The sequence below is a fragment of the Cupriavidus pauculus genome (assembly GCF_008801835.1).
GTDB lineage: Bacteria > Pseudomonadota > Gammaproteobacteria > Burkholderiales > Burkholderiaceae > Cupriavidus > Cupriavidus pauculus.
The window spans coordinates 40,878-60,340 of sequence record NZ_VZOW01000033.1 but is presented as its reverse complement, the minus strand read 5'-3'; the positions used below and the strand labels follow the sequence as shown (position 1 = coordinate 60,340).

The 19,463-nt window shown below is 63.0% G+C and carries 20 protein-coding genes; 1 reads left to right on the top strand and 19 read right to left on the bottom strand.

The genetic code is table 11. From position 1 onward, the window contains the following. The 19 genes from F7R19_RS24125 to F7R19_RS24035 form a co-directional block, all read right to left on the bottom strand. Positions 1-611, bottom strand: a 611-nt coding sequence (locus F7R19_RS24125) for a type IV pilus assembly protein FimV (RefSeq protein WP_409364607.1), incomplete at its 3' end; no start/stop codon positions are given. Between the two features lie 294 nt (positions 612-905). Continuing rightward, positions 906-2,042: an aspartate-semialdehyde dehydrogenase gene (gene asd, locus F7R19_RS24120; protein ID WP_061959442.1), complete on the bottom strand. Its 1,137-nt coding sequence runs from the start codon at positions 2,040-2,042 to the stop codon at positions 906-908. An 89-nt stretch (positions 2,043-2,131) separates the two neighbouring features. Next, on the bottom strand, positions 2,132-2,407 hold the full coding sequence (locus F7R19_RS24115) for a hypothetical protein (RefSeq protein WP_150982254.1): 276 nt from the start codon (positions 2,405-2,407) through the stop codon (positions 2,132-2,134). A 92-nt stretch (positions 2,408-2,499) separates the two neighbouring features. Then, positions 2,500-3,567 (bottom strand): 3-isopropylmalate dehydrogenase, encoded by a 1,068-nt coding sequence (leuB, locus tag F7R19_RS24110; RefSeq protein WP_061959443.1) that lies wholly within the window; start codon positions 3,565-3,567, stop codon positions 2,500-2,502. A 61-nt stretch (positions 3,568-3,628) separates the two neighbouring features. Continuing rightward, positions 3,629-4,279, bottom strand: coding sequence for a 3-isopropylmalate dehydratase small subunit (gene leuD / locus F7R19_RS24105; RefSeq protein WP_061959444.1), 651 nt, complete (start codon positions 4,277-4,279; stop codon positions 3,629-3,631). A 10-nt stretch (positions 4,280-4,289) separates the two neighbouring features. Continuing rightward, complete coding sequence (locus F7R19_RS24100) at positions 4,290-4,421, bottom strand: entericidin A/B family lipoprotein (protein ID WP_150982253.1); 132 nt, start codon at positions 4,419-4,421, stop codon at positions 4,290-4,292. A 48-nt stretch (positions 4,422-4,469) separates the two neighbouring features. Next, the gene (gene leuC / locus F7R19_RS24095; RefSeq protein WP_061959446.1) at positions 4,470-5,879 is read right to left on the bottom strand and encodes a 3-isopropylmalate dehydratase large subunit; all 1,410 of its coding nucleotides are present in this window, start codon (positions 5,877-5,879) and stop codon (positions 4,470-4,472) included. Between the two features lie 307 nt (positions 5,880-6,186). Then, positions 6,187-6,888, bottom strand: coding sequence for an ABC transporter ATP-binding protein (locus tag F7R19_RS24090; RefSeq protein ID WP_061959447.1), 702 nt, complete (start codon positions 6,886-6,888; stop codon positions 6,187-6,189). After that, positions 6,888-7,655, bottom strand: coding sequence for a high-affinity branched-chain amino acid ABC transporter ATP-binding protein LivG (gene livG / locus F7R19_RS24085; protein ID WP_150982252.1), 768 nt, complete (start codon positions 7,653-7,655; stop codon positions 6,888-6,890). The genes F7R19_RS24090 and livG overlap by 1 nt, the downstream gene beginning before the upstream one ends. Next, positions 7,652-8,926, bottom strand: a complete 1,275-nt coding sequence (locus F7R19_RS24080; RefSeq protein WP_150982251.1) for a high-affinity branched-chain amino acid ABC transporter permease LivM — start codon at positions 8,924-8,926, stop codon at positions 7,652-7,654. Before F7R19_RS24080 ends, livG begins: the two co-directional genes overlap by 4 nt. Before the next feature lie 10 nt (positions 8,927-8,936). Next, positions 8,937-9,863 (bottom strand): high-affinity branched-chain amino acid ABC transporter permease LivH, encoded by a 927-nt coding sequence (gene livH, locus F7R19_RS24075; protein WP_061959450.1) that lies wholly within the window; start codon positions 9,861-9,863, stop codon positions 8,937-8,939. Positions 9,864-10,002: 139 nt separating this feature from the next. Continuing rightward, on the bottom strand, positions 10,003-11,130 hold the full coding sequence (locus tag F7R19_RS24070; RefSeq protein WP_150982250.1) for a branched-chain amino acid ABC transporter substrate-binding protein: 1,128 nt from the start codon (positions 11,128-11,130) through the stop codon (positions 10,003-10,005). 611 nt (positions 11,131-11,741) lie between these two features. Then, entirely contained in the window at positions 11,742-13,043 is a 1,302-nt protein-coding gene (gene gltA / locus F7R19_RS24065) for a citrate synthase (RefSeq protein WP_061959452.1), read from the bottom strand. 42 nt (positions 13,044-13,085) lie between these two features. Beyond that, a complete protein-coding gene (locus tag F7R19_RS24060) occupies positions 13,086-13,367 on the bottom strand; it encodes an FAD assembly factor SdhE (RefSeq protein ID WP_084004222.1) in 282 nt (93 codons plus the stop codon). Between the two features lie 123 nt (positions 13,368-13,490). Further along, a complete protein-coding gene (locus F7R19_RS24055; RefSeq protein ID WP_061959453.1) occupies positions 13,491-14,192 on the bottom strand; it encodes a succinate dehydrogenase iron-sulfur subunit in 702 nt (233 codons plus the stop codon). Positions 14,193-14,225: 33 nt separating this feature from the next. Then, positions 14,226-16,004: a succinate dehydrogenase flavoprotein subunit gene (gene sdhA / locus F7R19_RS24050; protein WP_061959454.1), complete on the bottom strand. Its 1,779-nt coding sequence runs from the start codon at positions 16,002-16,004 to the stop codon at positions 14,226-14,228. Positions 16,005-16,007: 3 nt separating this feature from the next. After that, entirely contained in the window at positions 16,008-16,373 is a 366-nt protein-coding gene (sdhD, locus tag F7R19_RS24045) for a succinate dehydrogenase, hydrophobic membrane anchor protein (protein ID WP_061959455.1), read from the bottom strand. 11 nt (positions 16,374-16,384) lie between these two features. Beyond that, a complete protein-coding gene (gene sdhC, locus F7R19_RS24040) occupies positions 16,385-16,795 on the bottom strand; it encodes a succinate dehydrogenase, cytochrome b556 subunit (RefSeq protein WP_061959456.1) in 411 nt (136 codons plus the stop codon). A 373-nt stretch (positions 16,796-17,168) separates the two neighbouring features. Next, positions 17,169-18,014, bottom strand: coding sequence for a GntR family transcriptional regulator (locus tag F7R19_RS24035; protein ID WP_061959457.1), 846 nt, complete (start codon positions 18,012-18,014; stop codon positions 17,169-17,171). 416 nt (positions 18,015-18,430) lie between these two features. Between F7R19_RS24035 and F7R19_RS24030 the strand changes: the two genes are divergently transcribed. Next, a complete protein-coding gene (locus F7R19_RS24030; protein ID WP_061959458.1) occupies positions 18,431-19,414 on the top strand; it encodes a malate dehydrogenase in 984 nt (327 codons plus the stop codon). The last annotated feature ends 49 nt before the right edge of the window (positions 19,415-19,463 follow it).

The following is a 19,463-nucleotide window of genomic DNA, read 5'->3' as shown; positions in this document are numbered from 1 at the left end:
CGGCGCGGCTGACGGGGCGGCGCCGGGCGTGGCGTTTCGGCGGACGGCGCCGGCGCAATGGCGGGCGCGGCGGCAACGGGAGCCGGTGCGGACGGCGCGGTAGCGGGCGACGCATCGGGCGTCGCGGCCTGCACCACGGTCGTCGGCGCAAACGACTGTTCCGGCGACTTGGCGCCTGCCGGATCCAGCAGGAACGTATATGCGCGCGTGACCTTGCCGCTGGACCAGCTCATGTCGATCAGGATGTCGACGAACGGTTCACTCAGCGGCTGGTTCGAGCGGACAGTGGCGACGTAGCTGCCGTTCGGCCGCTTCTGCACGTCGAGCTTCACGCCGGAAATCGCCGGCAGGTAGGTAAGCCCCGCGCGGGCATAGGCGGACGGCGAAGCCAGCTTGACAGCAAGACTGTCGGCTTCCTCGGCCGATACGCCGGTGATATCGATTTCGGCCTGGAGCGGCTGCCCCAGGTTGGACTGGACCCGTAGTTGTCCAAACCCTGCGGCATACGCAGCCGGCTGCGCCAGCAGCAGACCAACAGCCGTGATGGCCAGCGTTGACCAGCGCTGACGGACAATAGGCGCATCTTTCCGGCGAAGTAGGCTCACACTCACCTCGTGCTCCATTTATGGTTTTAGTAGCAAAAAATTAACCCGACCCCAAATGGCTGGCTGGTGGACGGCAACGGGTGGCGGACCAAACGGCCGCCCCTGTCGCGCGCGTGTCGCAGCGGCCTTTCCCGATCCCGCAGCTGCGATGCCCCCTGGCCAAGCGCCGCTGTATTGTGACGCAAGCCCAAGAAAAATAGGGTCCCGGATGCAACAACGCCGCGCTGGCGCGCGGCGTTGTAAGCAAAGCGGTGCATTCTGTTGCCTCCCCGCAACGCAGCGGCGAGGCGAATCTGACGATCAAGCTTCGATCAGAATGCGCAGCATACGCCGCAGCGGTTCGGCCGCGCCCCACAGCAGTTGATCGCCCACCGTGAAGGCCGACAGGTATTCGCCGCCCATCTGCATCTTGCGCAAACGGCCCACCGGAATCGTCAGCGTACCCGTCACCGCAGCCGGCGTCAGGTCCTTCATGCTGGCTTCGCGCGTATTCGGCACAACCTTGGCCCACTGGTTATTGGCGGCCAGCATGCCTTCGATTTCATCGAGCGGCACATCCTTGCGCAGCTTGATGGTCAGCGCCTGCGAATGGCAGCGCATGGCGCCGATTCGCACGCACAGGCCGTCGACGGCAATCGGGCTGGCGCCCGTGGCGCCGACGAACCCTTCGCCACGGCCGAGAATCTTATTGGTTTCCGCGCCGGCCTTCCATTCTTCCTTCGACACGCCGTTGCCGAGATCCTTGTCGATCCAGGGAATCAGGTTTCCGGCCAGCGGCACGCCGAATTGCTTGGTTTCGTCGGCAGACAGACCGTGCTGCGTCGACAGGATCTGGCGGTCGATTTCCAGGATGGCCGAGGCCGGATCGTCCAGCAGCGGCTTGACCGCGGCGTTCAGCGTGCCGAATTGCGTCAGCAATTCGCGCATGTGCTGGGCACCGCCGCCGGAAGCGGCCTGATACGTCATCGAGGTCATCCACTCGACCAGATCGTGCTGGAACAGGCCGCCCAGACCCATCATCATGCAGCTGACCGTGCAGTTGCCGCCGATGAAGTTCTTCACGCCCTTGGACAGCGCGTCCTTGATCACGCCGAGGTTCACCGGATCGAGCACGATGATTGCATCGTCCTTCATCCGCAGCGACGAAGCCGCGTCGATCCAGTAACCATTCCAGCCGGCGGCCCGCAGGCGCGGGAAAACGTCGTTGGTGTAATCGCCACCCTGCGCCGTGAGCACAACATCGCACTTCTTCAGCGCTTCGATGTCATTGGCATCTTTCAGCGTGGTTTCGTTCTTCGCCATGGCCGGGGCCTTGCCGCCGGCGTTGGACGTGCTGAAGAAAACGGGCTCGATATGGTCGAAATCGCCCTCTTCCTGCATGCGCTGCATCAGGACGCTGCCGACCATTCCTCGCCAACCGACGAGACCTACAATCATGACTTACCTCGGATGTGATTTGAACTTCCCCGCCATTTTCCTCGCCCGGCGTGGCTGCGCGGGGAAGACGGGCAGGCACGACGAACGATCTAGCGGATCGTTTTTTTGGTAATGGTTTTAATCGTCGTTGCGGTAACTGCTTGGCCAGGCGAATCCACGCCGATCGCGCCGCGGGTGGCGGTGCAAGCTGCGCTGGCAGTCAGAGGGGACTGGTGGATTCGGGCCATAGCGGGAGAGTCTACACGAATTTGCCGCGCCGCCGCAGCGGAAATGCGGGGTGTTTTGTAGCTTTCGAAGCGATTTTCCGGTATTGCCGGCCTCGTCCAGCCGCCGCAGCGCTTTGCAAACGGCAACAAATTGCGCATTCGCATCGTGCCGCCGCGCGTGGTATCGCCCGCCGCCCCGTCCTCCCGCCCCTCGCGCCAGACGGGAGGGGCGAAAGAGGTGGGCGCGGCGATTACAGTGCTGCCAGCACCGCGTCGCCCATCTCGCGCGTGCCCACCTGTTTGCAGCCCGGCGTCAGGATGTCGCCAGTGCGATAGCCCTGGGCCAGCACCTTCTTGACCGCCGCCTCGATACGATCGGCCTGTTCCGCGCGGTTCAGCGAATAACGCAGCATCATCGCGGCGGACAGGATCGTGGCCAACGGATTCGCCACGCCCTTGCCGGCGATATCGGGCGCGGAGCCGTGCGACGGCTCGTACAGGCCCTTGTTGTTCGCATCGAGCGACGCCGACGGCAGCATGCCGATCGAACCGGTCAGCATGGCGGCCTCGTCCGAGAGGATGTCGCCGAACATATTGCCCGTGACGATCACGTCGAAGCTCTTCGGCGCCTTCACCAACTGCATCGCTGCGTTGTCCACGTACATGTGCGACAGCTCGACATCCGGATATTCCTTGCTGACATCGATCATGATGTCCTTCCAGAACTGGAACGTCTCCAGCACGTTGGCCTTGTCAACGCTGCACAGCTTCTTGCCGCGCTTGGCCGCGGCCTGGAATGCCACGTGGGCGATCCGGCGAATTTCCGGCTCGCTATAGCGCATCGTGTCGAAGCCTTCGCGGGCGCCCTTGAACAGGCCGTCCGGCGCCTCGCGCACGCCGCGCGGCTGGCCGAAATAGATGTCGCCGTTCAGTTCGCGCACGATCAGGATGTCCAGACCGGCCACCAGTTCGGGCTTCAGGCTCGATGCACCGGTCAGTTCGGGGTAGCAGATGGCCGGACGGAAATTGGCGAACAGCTGCAAATGCTTGCGCAGGCCCAGGATGGCCTGTTCCGGACGCAGCGGACGCTCGAGGCTGTCGTACTTCCAGTCGCCTACGGCGCCGAACAGGATCGCGTCGGCTTGCTGGGCCAGCTTCAGCGTGTTCTCGGGCAGCGGATGACCTTCGGCCTCGTAGCCGGCGCCGCCCACGGGTGCGGTTTCCAGTTCGAATTTTTCGTCGAGCGCGTTGAGCACCTTGACGGCTTCCGCAACGATTTCGGGGCCGATGCCGTCGCCCGGCAGAACTGCAATCTTCATCTGTCTTCCTTGATGTGGACGCACCGGCCGCATCGCCGGCGTCGCCCGGACTAAGCGAACCTTAACCGACCACGCGATTGCCGAGCCACGGCATGCGGGTCAGGCGCTCGGCCTCGTACGCCTTGATCTTGTCCTTGTGGCGCAAGGTCAGGCCGATGTCGTCGAAACCGTTGAGCATGCAGTACTTGCGGAACGGCGCGATGTCGAACGGATAGCTGTTGCCGCCCGGCGTGAATACCACCTGCTTGTCCAGGTCGATGGTCAGCTTGTAGCCGGCAAACGCGTTGGTCTCGTTGAACAGGTGATCGACCTGCTGTTCGGTCAGCACCACCGGCAGCAGACCGTTCTTGTAGCAGTTGTTGAAGAAGATATCGGCGAAACTCGGCGCGATCACGGCGCGGAAACCGTATTGCGTCAGCGCCCACGGGGCGTGCTCGCGCGAGCTGCCGCAGCCGAAATTGTTGCGCGCCAGCAGCACCGAAGCGCCCTGGTAGCGCGGCTGGTTCAGCACGAAATCGGGATTCAGCGGACGCTTGCTGTTGTCCTTGCCGGGCTCGCCCACATCCTTGTAACGCCACTCGTCGAACAGGTTCGGGCCGAACCCCGTGCGCTTGATCGACTTCAGAAACTGCTTCGGGATGATCGCGTCGGTATCGACGTTTTCGCGATCGAGCGGCGCCACAAGGCCGCTATGTACGGTGAATTTTTCCATGGTGGTGTCCTTACTTGCGGGCGGCGTTTTCCAGCGAACGCCCCGCAGCCTGCGTGTCCTTGCCCAATCCGGCCATCGTGTTGCAGCCAGCCAGGTGCAGCATGCCCAGGCATGCCAGCAGCGTGATCACGAACTTTTTCATGTTCTCTCTGTTCGAAAGTCGTGGTTGACCCGTTGCCCTGCCCGGCCCTCAGCCGAGCTTGCGGATATCGACGAAATGCCCCTCGATGGCCGCCGCCGCCGCCATGGCCGGGCTGACCAGGTGCGTACGGCCGCCGGCGCCCTGACGTCCCTCGAAATTGCGGTTCGAGGTGGACGCGCAGCGCTCGCCCGGCTCCAGTCGGTCGGCGTTCATGGCCAGACACATCGAGCAGCCCGGCTCACGCCATTCGAAACCGGCAGCCTTGAACACCTTGTCCAGGCCTTCGCGCTCGGCCTGCTCCTTGACCAGACCCGAACCCGGCACCACCATCGCCAGCTTCACGTTCGACGCAACCTTGCGGCCAAGTTTCTGCACCACCCACGCGGCGGCGCGCATGTCTTCGATGCGGCTGTTGGTGCATGAACCGATAAAAACCTTGTCGATGCTGATCGATTCCATCGGCACGTTGGGCTGCAGGTTCATGTACTCGAGCGCGCGCTCCATGGCGTTGCGCTTGTTCGGATCCTTTTCGCGCTCGGGATCGGGTACGCGATCCTCGATGCTGACCACCATCTCGGGCGAAGTGCCCCAGGTCACCTGCGGACGGATTTCCTCGGCGCGCAGCTGCACGACCTTGTCGAAATGGGCGCCGGCGTCGGAATGCAGCGTGCGCCAGTAGGCCACGGCCTGATCCCATTCCACGCCCTGCGGTGCAAACGGGCGATTCTTCACGTATTCGAGCGTCACGTCGTCCACGGCCACCAGACCGGCGCGCGCCCCGGCCTCGATCGCCATGTTGCACACGGTCATGCGGCCTTCCATGGTCAGATCGCGAATAGCCGAGCCGGCAAACTCCATGGTGTAGCCGGTGCCGCCCGCCGTGCCGATCTTGCCGATGATGGCCAGCACGATGTCCTTGGCGGTGCAGCCGCGCGGCAGCTTGCCTTCCACCGTGATCAGCATGTTCTTGGCCTTCTTGCCCAGCAGCGTCTGCGTGGCCAGCACGTGCTCCACTTCGGAGGTGCCGATGCCATGCGCCAGCGCGCCGAACGCGCCATGCGTGCTGGTGTGCGAGTCGCCGCAAACCACCGTCATGCCGGGCAGCGTCGCGCCCTGCTCCGGCCCGATCACATGCACGATGCCCTGGCGGTGATCGTTCATCTTGAACTGCGTGATGCCATAGGCGTCGCAGTTGGCGTCGAGCGTGTCCACCTGCAGCTTCGAGACCGGATCGGCAATGCCCTGCGTGCGGTCGGTGGTCGGCACGTTATGGTCGGACACGGCCAGGTTCGCGCTGATACGCCATACCGGACGCTCCGCCAGCTTCAGCCCCTCGAAGGCCTGCGGGCTGGTCACTTCATGCAGCAGATGACGGTCGATGTAGAGCAGCGTGGTGCCGTCTTCCTCGACGTGAACGGTGTGGTCATCCCAAAGTTTGTCGTAGAGCGTCTTGGCCATGATGCTGAGGCAGACCGTCCGCTCGCACGCCAGGGCGTCGAACGGCGCGAATCCGCGCGTTGGTTTGCAGGGGGTTGTTGTTCGGATAAAGCGCAGGAAAGCGGCTATTTTGCGCTTTTCCGGCCATGTCGGCGATTGCTTGACATGGCAAGCGATTATGCCATGTGCGCCAGCCGCCGACGGGGCGGGCAGACCACCCGGGCGGCGGTCATTGGCGAAAGGGGGATTTCGTGGATGGCGAAGGCGGCGGCGCGTCGCGCGCCGCCGCCCGTACCCGATGCCGTGAACCCGGCAGGCTGGACGGTCGTCAGCCGCCCAGGTAAGCCGAGCGGATGCGGTCGTTGGCCAGCAGGTTGGCGCCGGTATCGGCCAGTACCACACGGCCGGTTTCCAGCACATAGCCGCGGTCGGCCACCTGCAGCGCCTTGTTGGCGTTCTGCTCGACCAGAAACACCGTGACGCCTTCCTCGCGGATGGTACGGATGATGTCGAAGATCTGCGCGATGATCAACGGTGCCAGGCCGAGCGTCGGCTCGTCCAGCAGCAGCAGGCGCGGCTTGCTCATCAGCGCGCGGCCGATCGCGAGCATTTGCTGCTCGCCGCCGGACATCGTACCGGCGCGCTGGCTGGCACGCTGGTTCAGGCGCGGAAACAGCTTGAACACATGCTCGATGCCGTCCTCGATGTCATGACGGCTGGCGAAGAATGCGCCCATCTTGAGGTTTTCGAGCACGGTCAGGCTCGGAAACACGCGGCGGCCTTCCGGCGAAATCGCCATGCCCATGCGCATGATCTCGTGCGTGTTGCGCCGCGTGATGTCCTCGCCTTCAAACATCACGCGTCCGCTCGACGCACGCGGCGTGCCGCACACGGTCATCATCAGAGTCGTCTTGCCCGCGCCGTTGCTGCCGATCAGCGTGACGATCTCGCCCTTGTTGACTTCGATCGACACACCGGACAGCGCCTCCACGGCGCCGTAGTGGGTATGGACCTGTTCCAGCTTCAGCATCAGTCCTCTCCCAGGTAGGCCTTGATCACGCGCGGATCGTTGCGCACTTCGTCCGGCTTGCCGATCATGATCGGCTTGCCGTGTTCCATCACCAGGATGCGGTCGGACACTCCCATCACCAGGCTCATGTCGTGTTCGATCAGCAGTACCGAGATCTTGAATTCGCGGCGCAGCCGGTCGATCAACTGCTGAAGTTCGATCTTTTCCTGCGGATTGAGTCCGGCAGCCGGTTCATCGAGCATCAGCAGGCGCGGCCCGGTGATCATGCAGCGGGCGATTTCCAGGCGGCGCTGATGACCATACGACAGCGTGCCGGCCTCGCGGTTGGCCACCGCGCTAAGCCCCATGCGTTCGAGCCATTCGGCCGCGCGGCCCAGTGCCTCGCGCTCGGCGCGGCGATACGCTGGCGTGGCCAGCAGCCCGCGCAGCAGTCCGGCCTTGACCTGACGGTGCTGGGCGACGAGCAGGTTTTCCACCACCGTCAATTGCTTGAACAGGCGGATGTTCTGGAACGTCCGGACCAGCCCGTGGCGCGCTACCACGTGGCTGGGCTTGCGCGCGATCGAATGGCCGTCGAGCATTACCTCGCCGGCGGTGGGCTTGTAGAAGCCGCCCACGCAATTGAACACAGTGGTCTTGCCCGCGCCATTCGGCCCGATGATGGCGAAGACTTCGTCACGACGCACATCGAACTCGATGCCGTCCACGGCCAGCAGACCGCCAAAGCGCATCTGCAGGCCGGATACTTTCAGCATTTCAGCACTCATCGCGGCAACTCCACGTGCGGACGGCTTGCGGGCAGCAGGCCCTGCGGACGCCACATCATCATCAGCACCATCACCAGACCGAAGATCAGCATCCGGTACTCGGCAAAATCCCGCGCCACCTCGGGCAGGATCGTGAGCAGGATCGCAGCCAGGATCACGCCCAGTTGCGAACCCATGCCGCCCAGCACCACCACGGCCAAAATCAGTGCCGATTCGATGAAGGTGAACGATTCCGGATTGACCAGGCCCTGGCGCGCCGCGAAGAACGCGCCGGCCAGTCCTGCAAACGAGGCGCCCAGCGTGAACGCCGAAAGCTTGATGCGCGTGGGGTTCAAACCCAGCGAGCGGCACGCGATCTCGTCCTCGCGCAGCGCCTCCCAGGCGCGACCCATCGGCATGCGGATCAGGCGGCTGGTAACGAACAGCGTGAAGCCCACCAGCAACAGCGCCAGCAGGTACAGCCAGATCACCATGTGCTGGCCCGCGTAGGGCAAGCCGATCAGTTCGTGGAACGTCTTGGCGCCCTCCACGCTCGCGCTGCGCGCCATCTCGATGCCGAATACGGAAGGCTTCGGAATACCCGACACGCCGTCGGGGCCGCCGGTCAGGCTGGTCAGGTTGTTCAGCAGCAGGCGGATGATCTCGCCAAACCCCAGCGTCACGATGGCCAGGTAATCGCCGCGCAGCCGCAGCACCGGGAAACCGAGCACGAAGCCAAACGTGGCGGCCAGTCCGGCCGACAGCGGCAGGCATTCCCAGAACGTCAGGCCGAAGTACTGGTTCAGCAGCGCGTAGGTGTAGCCGCCCACCGCGTAGAAGCCCACGTAGCCCAGGTCCAGCAGGCCGGCAAAGCCGACCACGATATTCAGGCCCAGGCCAAGGATCACGTAGATCAGCGCCAGCGTCGCCACGTCCACGGCGCCGCGCGATCCGAAGAACGGAAACACGAGGCCCACGGCCAGCAACACCCAGACCGCAGCGCGCTGCCGCTGTGCACCCATGGCGGGCAGCGCGGGCAGCTTCACTGCCCCGCGCGCACGCGCGAGCAGCGGCTTGGCCAACTGGAACAGGAACACCGCTGCAACGGCGATCCAGACCGGACGCCAGTGCGGCTCCAGCACAACCTTGTAGCCGTCCAGCTTCAGTTGCAGGCCGAGCACGGGAATGGTCAGGATGGCGGTCAGCACGGACGCGGTAATCGCGTTCTTGAGCGTGTCCGAGACCGCCGTTTGCGGGGCCGACGCCCGCGAGATCGAAGTCGCTTGAGTCATGTCGTCCCCCTTAGACCTTTTCCACATCGGGCTTGCCCAGCAGGCCCGTGGGACGGAACAGCAGCACCAGCACCAGCAGGCCGAACGCCACGACGTCCTTGTATTCCGCGGGCATGTAGCCGGAGGCGAAGGTTTCGGCCAGGCCCAGCAGCACGCCGCCCAGCATCGCGCCGGGGATGCTGCCGATGCCGCCCAGCACCGCCGCGGTGAACGCCTTGATGCCGGCGATAAAACCGATGAAGGGATTGAGTTTGCCGATGGTCAGCCCGATCAGCACGCCGCCCACGGCGGCCAGCATCGCGCCGAGCACGAACGTGAACGAGATCACACGGTTCGTGTCGATGCCAAGCAGGTTGGCCATGCGCATGTCTTCGGCGCAGGCGCGGCACGCGCGTCCCATGCGCGAATGCCCGATGAACAGCGTCAGCGCGATCATCAGCACCAGCGTCACGCCGACGATCAACAGGCGCGAATACGGCACGGTCACCGTGAAATCGCCGCCCATCTGGAATTCGATCGCACCCGAGATCAGCAGCGGCACCGACACGTCGCGCGCGCCCTGCCCGATCTGGACATAGTTCTGCAGGAAAATCGACATGCCGATCGCCGAGATCAGCGGCACGAGCCGCGGCCCGCCACGCAGCGGGCGATACGCCACGCGCTCCACGGCAAAGCCATAACAGCCGGTGACGACGACCGAGACGACCAGCGCCGCGCCCAGCACCAGCGGCAGCGGATAACCGGCCTGCGCACCGATCGCGGTTAGTGTCACGAGTCCCACGTAGGCGCCGATCATGTAGATCTCACCGTGGGCAAAGTTGATCATGCCGATGATGCCGTAGACCATCGTGTAGCCGATGGCGATCAACGCATAGATCGCACCCAGCGTCAGGCCATTGACCAGTTGCTGGGTGAACTGTGGAAGAAATTCGTTCATGCGGGGACCTTGTGGATCGAAAAGTCCGATGTGCAATGCTGCGTCGCCGTTATGTGGAGATTAACCCACATCGAACCGATACCAAAACGCCCCGCTGGCCGGATCGGCAGCGGGGCGTTTCGCCAGGATGGCGCCGGTTTTAGTTGGCGGCAGTCTTGGTGGCGTCCTTGTGCCACGTGTAGACGACAAACTTGAACGACTTCAGGTCGCCCTTGGCGTCGTATTCGACCTTGCCGATCGGCGTGGTGAACGCGTTCTTGTGCATGTAGGCGGCAACCTTGGTCGGATCGGTGCTCTTGGCGCCGGCGATCGCATCGCCGATGATCTTGACCGCGGCGTACGCCGGCATCTGGAACGGACCGTTGGCGTCGCGCTTCTTGTCGGCAAACGCCTTCACCAGCGCGGCATTGGCCGGATCGGCCGAGAAGTCCGCCGGCAGCGTGACCAGCATGCCTTCCGAAGCCGGACCGGCAATCGCCGTCACGTCCTTGTTGCCCACGCCCTCAGGCCCCATGAACGTCGCCTTCACGCCCTGTTCGCGCGCCTGGCGCAGCAGCAGGCCCATTTCGGGGTGATAGCCGCCGAAATACACGAAATCCACGCCCTGCGACTTCAGCTTGGTGATGACCGCCGAGTAGTCGGAATCGCCAGCGTTGATGCCTTCGAACACGGCCACGGGAATCTTGGCGGCTTCGAGGTCCTTCTTCACCGAGCTGGCGATGCCCTGGCCGTACGACTGCTTGTCGTGCAGCACGGCCACCTTCTTCGGCTTGACCTTGCCGATGATGTACTGGGCGGCTGCCGGGCCCTGCTGGTCGTCGCGGCCGATGGTGCGGAAGATGAAGTTGCGCTTCTTCGTTTCGGTCAGCTGCGGCGCCGTGGCCGACGGCGTGACCATCACGATACCTTCGTTCTCGTAGATGTCGGAAGCCGGAATGGTCGAACCCGAGCACACGTGACCGATCACGTAGTGAATGCCCTGGCTGACGATCTTGTTGGCCACCGCTACGGCCTGCTTCGGTTCGCAGGCGTCGTCCATCATGACGGCTTCGAACTTGTTGCCATTGGCGCCGCCAGCAGCGTTGATCTGCTCGATCGCGGTCAGGGCGCCGGCCTTGACCATGTCGCCGTACTGGGCGACGGAGCCGCTCATCGGACCGGCAATGGCAATCTTGATGGTTTCGGCGTTGGCCGACGTGAAGGCAGCGAGACCGGCAGTGGCAAGCACCGCAGCCATGGCAGTGGACGTGAGACGGGACAGCGTCATCAGGAGCTCCTCGATTTATGTATGGGTCATTCCGGGCAGAGTCGGCATGACCGGCGCAATCGAACAACACCCGCGGGGAGAAGCGCCGCCTGACGTGGCGAACGAAAAAGGCCCAAAGCGGAAGTCGGGCCTGCGGTGAAGACAGTGAAGCGAATGCGGGGCCCGGCATGTGTCGGCGCACGCCTGGCGGCGCACACCAAAAGTTCGGAAAGACAACGTTGATGCGTTCTCTATTGCGCGCAAGCGCTTCGCCTGCCCCGCTTCTCCAACGTGGCGATGCCGGAAGGGTGGCCCGGCCGCCAGTCGGTAAAGCAGCACGCATTATAGGGGCAAAGTTGCACCCGAATAGAGTGAAGTTCTTCTGTTTTATAGAAAATCCGACAACTAATGCCGATGGTTGCAACCGGCCAACAGCAGGAATCGTCGCGAAAATCGACTTTCACAACAGTTGTGCATAGCCGCATTTGTGACGCCACCACAGCATGGCGCCACTTCGCGCAACCGCGCGGGACGGACGGCGCCGCGGCGAGCCCCCCATCGCCCGCGGCCAGCAAATAAAAAAACGCCCCGGGAATCCGGGGCGTTCTTCATGCTGCGGTACAGCAGGCGGATCAGCGCTTGCCCATGTCCGGCACGTCGCGAGCGGCGGCGCCATTGAACAGCTGGCGCGGACGACCGATCTTGTATTCCGGATCGGTGATCATCTCTTCCCACTGCGAGATCCAGCCCGGCGTGCGAGCCAGCGCGAAGATGCAGGTGAACAGCGACGTCGGGATGCCCAGCGCGCGTTGCACGATACCCGAGTAGAAGTCCACGTTCGGGTAAAGCTTGCGGCTGACGAAGTATTCGTCTTCCAGCGCGATCTTTTCCAGCTCCATGGCCAGCTTGAACAGCGGGTCGTTGTGCAGGCCCAGCTCTTCCAGCACTTCGTGGCAGGTTTCGCGCATCAGCTTGGCGCGCGGATCGTAGTTCTTGTACACGCGGTGGCCAAAGCCCATCAGGCGCACGCCCGAGTTCTTGTCCTTGACCTGCTTGATGAACTCGTTGATGTTGTCGACGCTGCCGATCTCTTCCAGCATCTTCAGTGCGGCTTCGTTCGCACCGCCGTGTGCCGGGCCCCACAGGCAGGCCACGCCGGCGGCGATGGCGGCGAACGGGTTGGTGCCCGACGAACCGGCCAGGCGCACGGTCGACGTCGACGCATTCTGCTCGTGATCGGCGTGCAGGATGAAGATGCGGTCCAGCGCGCGCTCCAGCACCGGGTTCACGGTGTAAGGCGCGCACGGCGTGCCGAACATCATGCGCATGAAGTTGCCCGAATAGGACAGGTCGTTCTGCGGATAGATGTACGGCTGGCCGATGTTGTACTTGTACGCCATGGCGACCAGCGTCGGCATCTTGGCGATCAGGCGGATGGCCGAGATCTCGCGCTGGTGCGGATCGTCGATGTCCATCGCATCGTGGTAGAACGCGCTCATTGCACCGACCAGGCCCGTCAGCACGGCCATCGGGTGGGCATCGCGGCGGAAGCCACGCAGGAAGAATTGCAGCTGCTCGTGAACCATGGTGTGGTTCATCACCGAGTTCACGAATTCTTCCTTCTGCTTGGCGTTGGGCAACTCGCCCTTGAGCAGCAGGTAGCAGGTTTCGAGGTGGTCGCACTTCTGCGCGAGTTGCTCGATCGGGTAGCCGCGATACAGAAGTTCGCCCTTGTCACCATCGATGTAGGTGATCTTGGAGTTGCACGAAGCGGTCGACATGAACCCCGGGTCATAGGTGAACTTGCCGGTTTGTCCGTACAGCTTGCGAATGTCGATCACGTCCGGGCCTACCGTGCCCTTGTAGATCGGCAGCTCAACGCTGGGGGAACCATCGGAAAACGATAGCGTGGCTTTCACATCGGACGGCGTCATGTCGGTTCCTTCAAATACTGTGAATAATAGTGTTGACCAAACTCAGACCGAACGCAGCAGGCTGAGTACCCGTTGCATCGGGGGCGTGTCGAGCTCACCGTCCAGCTCCTTGCGGACAAGCAGCAGGTCCATCAACTCGTTGTCGCTGAGCTCGAACAGCTCGCCCAGCGATGCCACGTCCTCATCGGACAGGCTCTCCTCGTAACGGTTGAAAAAACGTTCGACGATGATGTCGTTCTCCAGGAGGCCGCGGCGGGCGCGCCAGCGCAGACGGGCACGCTTGTGCGGATCGGCCTGATGGGAGAATGTGGTGGAAAGACTCATGGTCAGCCTTCTTTGAACGGCGCGGCCCGATTGATACCGCATCGGGCTGACGCGCCGCTTACATCAACTGCAGACTGTCTGTTGCGCCAGGGGCCGGCGCAACAGGCAGTTTATACCGGCCGATTAAACAGCGCGGCGAACCATCAATTCCTTGATCTTGCCAATCGCCTTGGTCGGATTGAGGCCCTTCGGGCACACATCGACGCAATTCATGATGCTGTGGCAACGGAACAGACGGTACGGGTCGTTCAGGTTATCCAGACGCTCGCCCGTGGCCTGATCGCGGGTGTCCGCGATGAAGCGATAGGCTTGCAGCAGGCCGGCCGGGCCGACGAACTTGTCCGGGTTCCACCAGAACGACGGGCACGACGTGGAGCAGCTGGCGCACAAGATGCACTCGTACAGGCCGTCCAGTTCCTCGCGCTCTTCCGGCGACTGCAGACGCTCCTTCTCGGGCGGCGGCTCGTCGTTGATCAGGAACGGCTTGATCGAGTTGTACTGCTTGAAGAAGTTCGTCATGTCGACGATCAGGTCGCGCACCACGGGCAGGCCGGGAAGCGGACGCAGCACGATGCGGTCCGGCAGCTCGCGCATGTTCGTCAGGCACGCCAGGCCGTTCTTGCCGTTGATGTTCATCGCGTCCGATCCGCACACGCCTTCGCGGCACGAACGACGGAACGAAATGGTTTCATCGAGCTTCTTCAGCTTGACCAAGGCGTCCAGCAGCATGCGTTCGTGACCGTCGAGTTCGACCTCGTAGGTCTGCATGCGGGGCGCGGCGTCCTTGTCCGGATCGTAGCGGTAGACTTCGAAAATACGCTTCATTTCTGTGGGTCCTGTTTTCTCTACGACGCGGGCTTAGAACGTACGGGCCTTGGGCGGAACGGATTCCACCGTCAGCGGTTGCATCTTTACCGGCTTGTAGTCGAGGCGGTTGCCTTCGCTGTAGAACAGCGTGTGCTTGAGCCAGTTCTCGTCGTCGCGGTTCGGGAAATCGCTGTGGGCGTGGGCGCCGCGCGATTCCTTGCGGGCTGCCGCCGAAATCATCGTCGCCTTGGCCACTTCCACCAGATTGGCCACTTCCAGGGCTTCCACCAGCGCGGTGTTGAAGACCTTGGACTTGTCCTTCAGATGGATGTTGTTGGCGCGCTCGGCTACTTCGAGGATGCGCTCGACGCCTTCGTCCATCAGCTTCTGGGTGCGGAACACGCCAGCGTGCGATTGCATGTTGCGGCGGATATCGTTGGCCACATCCTGCGTGTATTCGCCCGACGTCGTGCCCTGCAGCTTGGCCAGACGCGACATCGCGCGATCGGCGGCGTCGGCCGGCAGCGGCTTGTGTTCCTTCTGCTTCGCGGCGTTGGCGATGATGTGGTTGCCGGCGGCGCGGCCGAACACCACGAGATCCAGCAGCGAATTGGTGCCCAGGCGGTTGGCGCCATGCACCGATACGCACGAGCATTCGCCAATCGCGTAGAAGCCGTTGACCACTTCGTTCGGGTTGCCGTTCTTCGGCACCACGACCTGGCCGTGGAAGTTCGTCGGGATCCCGCCCATCTGGTAGTGGATGGTCGGCACCACGGGAATCGGTTCCTTGATCGCGTCGACGTTGGCAAACTTCAGGCCGATTTCGCGGATCGACGGCAGGCGCTTCATGATGGTCTCGGCGCCGACGTGCGTCAGGTCGAGCAGCACGTAGTCGCCGTTCGGGCCACAGCCGCGGCCTTCCTTGATTTCCTGGTCCATCGAGCGCGAGACGAAGTCGCGCGGCGCCAGATCCTTCAGCGTCGGGGCATAGCGCTCCATGAAGCGCTCGCCATCCTTGTTACGCAGGATGCCGCCCTCGCCGCGCACGCCTTCCGTGATCAGCACGCCCGCGCCGGCCACGCCGGTCGGGTGGAACTGCCAGAATTCCATGTCTTCCAGCGGCACGCCGGCGCGAGCCGCCATGCCCAGGCCATCGCCAGTGTTGATGAAGGCGTTGGTGGAAGCCGCATAGATACGGCCGGCGCCGCCGGTCGCAAACAGCGTGGTCTTGGCTTCGAGGATATAAACTTCGCCGGTTTCCATTTCCAGCGCGGTCACGCCCAGCACATCGCCTTCTTCGTCGCGAATCAGGTCCAGTGCCATCCATTCCACGAAGAAATGGGTCTTGGCGCGCACGTTGCGCTGGTACAGCGTGTGCAGCAGCGCGTGACCGGTACGGTCGGCTGCCGCGCAGGCGCGCTGCACCGGCTTCTCGCCGTAGTTGGCGGTGTGGCCGCCGAACGGACGCTGGTAAATCGTGCCATCGGCATTACGGTCGAACGGCATACCGAAATGTTCGAGCTCGTACACGACCTTCGGCGCTTCACGGCACATAAACTCGATGGCGTCCTGGTCGCCCAGCCAGTCGGAGCCCTTGATGGTGTCGTAGAAGTGGAAATGCCAGTTGTCCTCGCTCATGTTGCCGAGCGAGGCGCCGATGCCGCCCTGTGCCGCAACGGTGTGCGAACGGGTCGGGAAAACCTTCGACAGCACGGCCACGTTCAGGCCGGCTTCTGCGAGCTGGAGGGATGCGCGCATCCCAGCGCCGCCCGCCCCGACGATGACCACGTCAAATTTACGACGCGGCAATCCAGTCTTGACTGCGACCATTTATTACACCCTCCAGAGAATCTGAGCAGCGTAGCCCGCACAACCGACGAGCCACAGAATCGTAAGAACTTGCAGCAGAAGGCGCACGGCCATCGGCTTCACGTAGTCCATCCAGATATCGCGCACGCCAAACCAGGCGTGATAGAGCAGCGACAGGATGGTCAAGAACGTCAGGAGCTTCATCCATTGATTGGCGAAGAGACCCGACCAGCCTTCGTACGAAGGATTGCCGAAGGCGAGAAACGCCACGGCGAGCACCACGGTGAAGACCACCATGATGACGGCGGTAACGCGTTGCGCGAGCCAGTCTTTCAGGCCGTAATGGGCACCGACGACAAGACGCTTGGGACCGATATTGTTATTTGCCACCGTGATTCTCCTCAGAACAGGCCGAATAGCTTCAGCCCGAAAACCAGGGTGAGCAGCAGGCTGACGATCAGCACGGCCTTGGCCGAGGTGGCCGAGGCAGGCTTCGACACGCCGACGTGGACGTCGAGCAGCAGAAAGCGGATACCGGCGCAGAAGTGATGCAGATAACCCCAGATCAGCGCCAGGATTACCAGCTTGACAAAGCCGTTGGACAGCAGGGCCGAGAACTTCGCGTAGCTCAGTTCGGAAGTGACGCTCTGCTCGAACAGGTACAGAACGAAAGGAAGGAGGAGAAACATCAATGCGCCGCTTACGCGATGCAGGATGGATACCTTGCCGGCCCAGGGCAAACGGTAGCGCGAGATTTGCGCGATACCGATGTTCCGGAATTCCGGCCTGGCTTGTTTGGCGGCTTCAGCCATGCGAGACCCCATTTGCTGTGAAAAGAAAACTGCAAAAGAACGACACTGCCATTGCTCCCGATTGCACCGGTGCGTCACTACGGGTACCGTCTGTGCACCGTATTGCATCGGGCGCGTGGGTAACGCTGAATGCAAATGGATGCAGTGGAGCAAATCGACGTGATTTTAGCGCCTTTGTTGCGCAGCGCACCAATAATTTTCGCCTATCGCGCACCAGCGCGGCGTGCCCGACAATCGCACGCGACAATGCGCGCACCATGCCGGATGCGAAAAATCGCGCTATTCCATTCACTAACGACAATGGTTGGCGAATGTCCCATATACGCACGGCAATAATCAGCGAACGGGACTGCCCTGGCATTGCCATTACGCATCAACTCAAGTCGTTTTGATAATAGTGGCGCGTCGTGACATACAGGCCACGGCGGACTTCCACCGGGCGATCGCCATAGGTGAACGACACACGTTCGACCGACAGCAACGGCGAGCCGACCGCGACGGAAAGCAGTTCCGCGGCGGTATCGTCGGCGGCCACCGCACGAATCTTTTCCGTGGCGCGAATCATCCGCGTGCCGAACTCGGCTTCGAACAGCGCGTACATCGGACCCTTCCACTCGTTGAGCTTCTCGGCCGTCAGGCCCTTGAAATTGGCACCCAGCAGCCAGATTTCGTCGAGCACCGTCGCTTCATTGGAAAACGTCAGCACGCGGCGGATCTGCACGACGCTGTCGCCGGTGCGGATGTCCAGCAGGCGCGCGATCTCGGCCGGCGCGCGCAGGCGCTTGCATTCGAGCACGCGGCTGGCGCCATAGTGGGGCTCGCCCTCGTCCGGCACCAGACGCAGAAAACGGAACTTGACCACATCCTCGTGATGGGTGGTCACGAAGGTGCCCTTGCCCTGCCGGCGCGCCACGAGATTGTCGGCCGCCAACTCGTCGATGGCCTTGCGCACCGTGCCCTGGCTGACCTTGTAGCGGGCCGCCAGGTCCATCTCGCTCGGAATCATTTCGCCCGGCTTCCACTCGCCCGTCTGCAGGCTTTGCATGATCAGGGCCTTGATCTGCTGGTAGAGCGGACTGAAGGTGGGAGACGGCGTGGCGCCTGACGGCGCGGCCTGAGAACTGGGGGACGGCTGCGTCCCGGCGCCGCTCTGGGGGGCGACCGTTTCCGGCGAGCCATTGGCGTGCGCGGCGGACGGGGACGTAGGCAGGGATGACATAGGCCGGATTCAACCACAAAAGCCAGAATCGCGTCCAGCGCGCTATGAAATGTCTTATGTCTTATATAAGACATATGAATTGACATCAATCAGGGCTCACCCTACACTCGCGCAGTCCGCGCCGCCGCCGCCGGTTGGTCTGGCCCCGGGGCCATCGCCTCTGAATTTCCGACACCTCCCGGATGCGGCGCACCACATAGCAGTAGTAGACTTACGCCTTGTCGCCCTCGACGCCTGTTCATGGCCCGCGCGCTCCTCGTCGCCGGTCAGATGCAGCGCCGCGGGCTCGCGGCGGATGCCCGCCTGCCCGTGGCGACACGCGAACCAGCATCCGGTGAAGCGCCGGCCAGACACATGTCCGAATGGCCTGTTGCCACCGACCGGTTACCCCCCTCTTTTCGTTTGGAGACTTACTCATGGCTAAAGCCCCAATGCGCGTCGCAGTCACCGGCGCCGCTGGCCAGATCGGCTATTCCCTGCTGTTCCGCATCGCCAATGGCGACATGCTCGGCAAAGACCAGCCGGTCATCCTCCAACTGCTCGACCTCCCGCAAGCCCAGGCCGCCGTCAAGGGCGTGGTGATGGAACTGGAAGACTGCGCGTTCCCGCTGCTGGCCGGCGTGGTCATCACCGATGACCCCAAGGTCGCCTTCAAGGATGCCGACGTCGCCCTGCTGGTTGGCGCCCGTCCGCGCAGCAAGGGCATGGAGCGCAAGGACCTGCTCGAAGCCAACGCCCAGATCTTCACGGTGCAGGGCAAGGCACTGGACGAAGTCGCCAGCCGCGACGTCAAGGTGCTGGTGGTGGGCAACCCGGCCAACACCAACGCCTACATCGCCATGAAGAGCGCGCCGAACCTGAAGCGCGAGAACTTCACGGCCATGCTGCGCCTGGACCACAACCGCGCCCTGTCGCAGATCGCCGCCAAGACCGGCAAGCCGGTGTCGTCGATCGAGAAGATGTTCGTGTGGGGCAACCACAGCCCGACGATGTACGCCGACTACCGCTACGCCACCGTGGACGGCAAGAGCGTCAAGGACCTGATCAACGATCCGGTGTGGAACAACGACGTGTTCCTGCCGACCGTTGGCAAGCGCGGCGCCGCCATCATCGAGGCGCGCGGCCTGTCGTCGGCAGCTTCGGCAGCCAACGCTGCGATCGACCACGTGCATGACTGGGTGCTGGGCAGCAACGGCAAGGTCGTCACGATGGGCATCCCGTCGAACGGCGAATACGGCATTCCCAAGGACGTCATGTTCGGCTACCCGGTGACCACGGCCAACGGCAAGTACGAAATCGTGCAAGGCCTGGAAATCGACGCCTACAGCCAGGAAAAGATCAACATCACGCTCAAGGAACTGGAAGAAGAGCGTGCCGGCGTGCAACACCTGCTGGGCTGATTCTTTAGAGCCTTCCGCTCGATGAAACCGGGGTCCGCATCGATTGAAG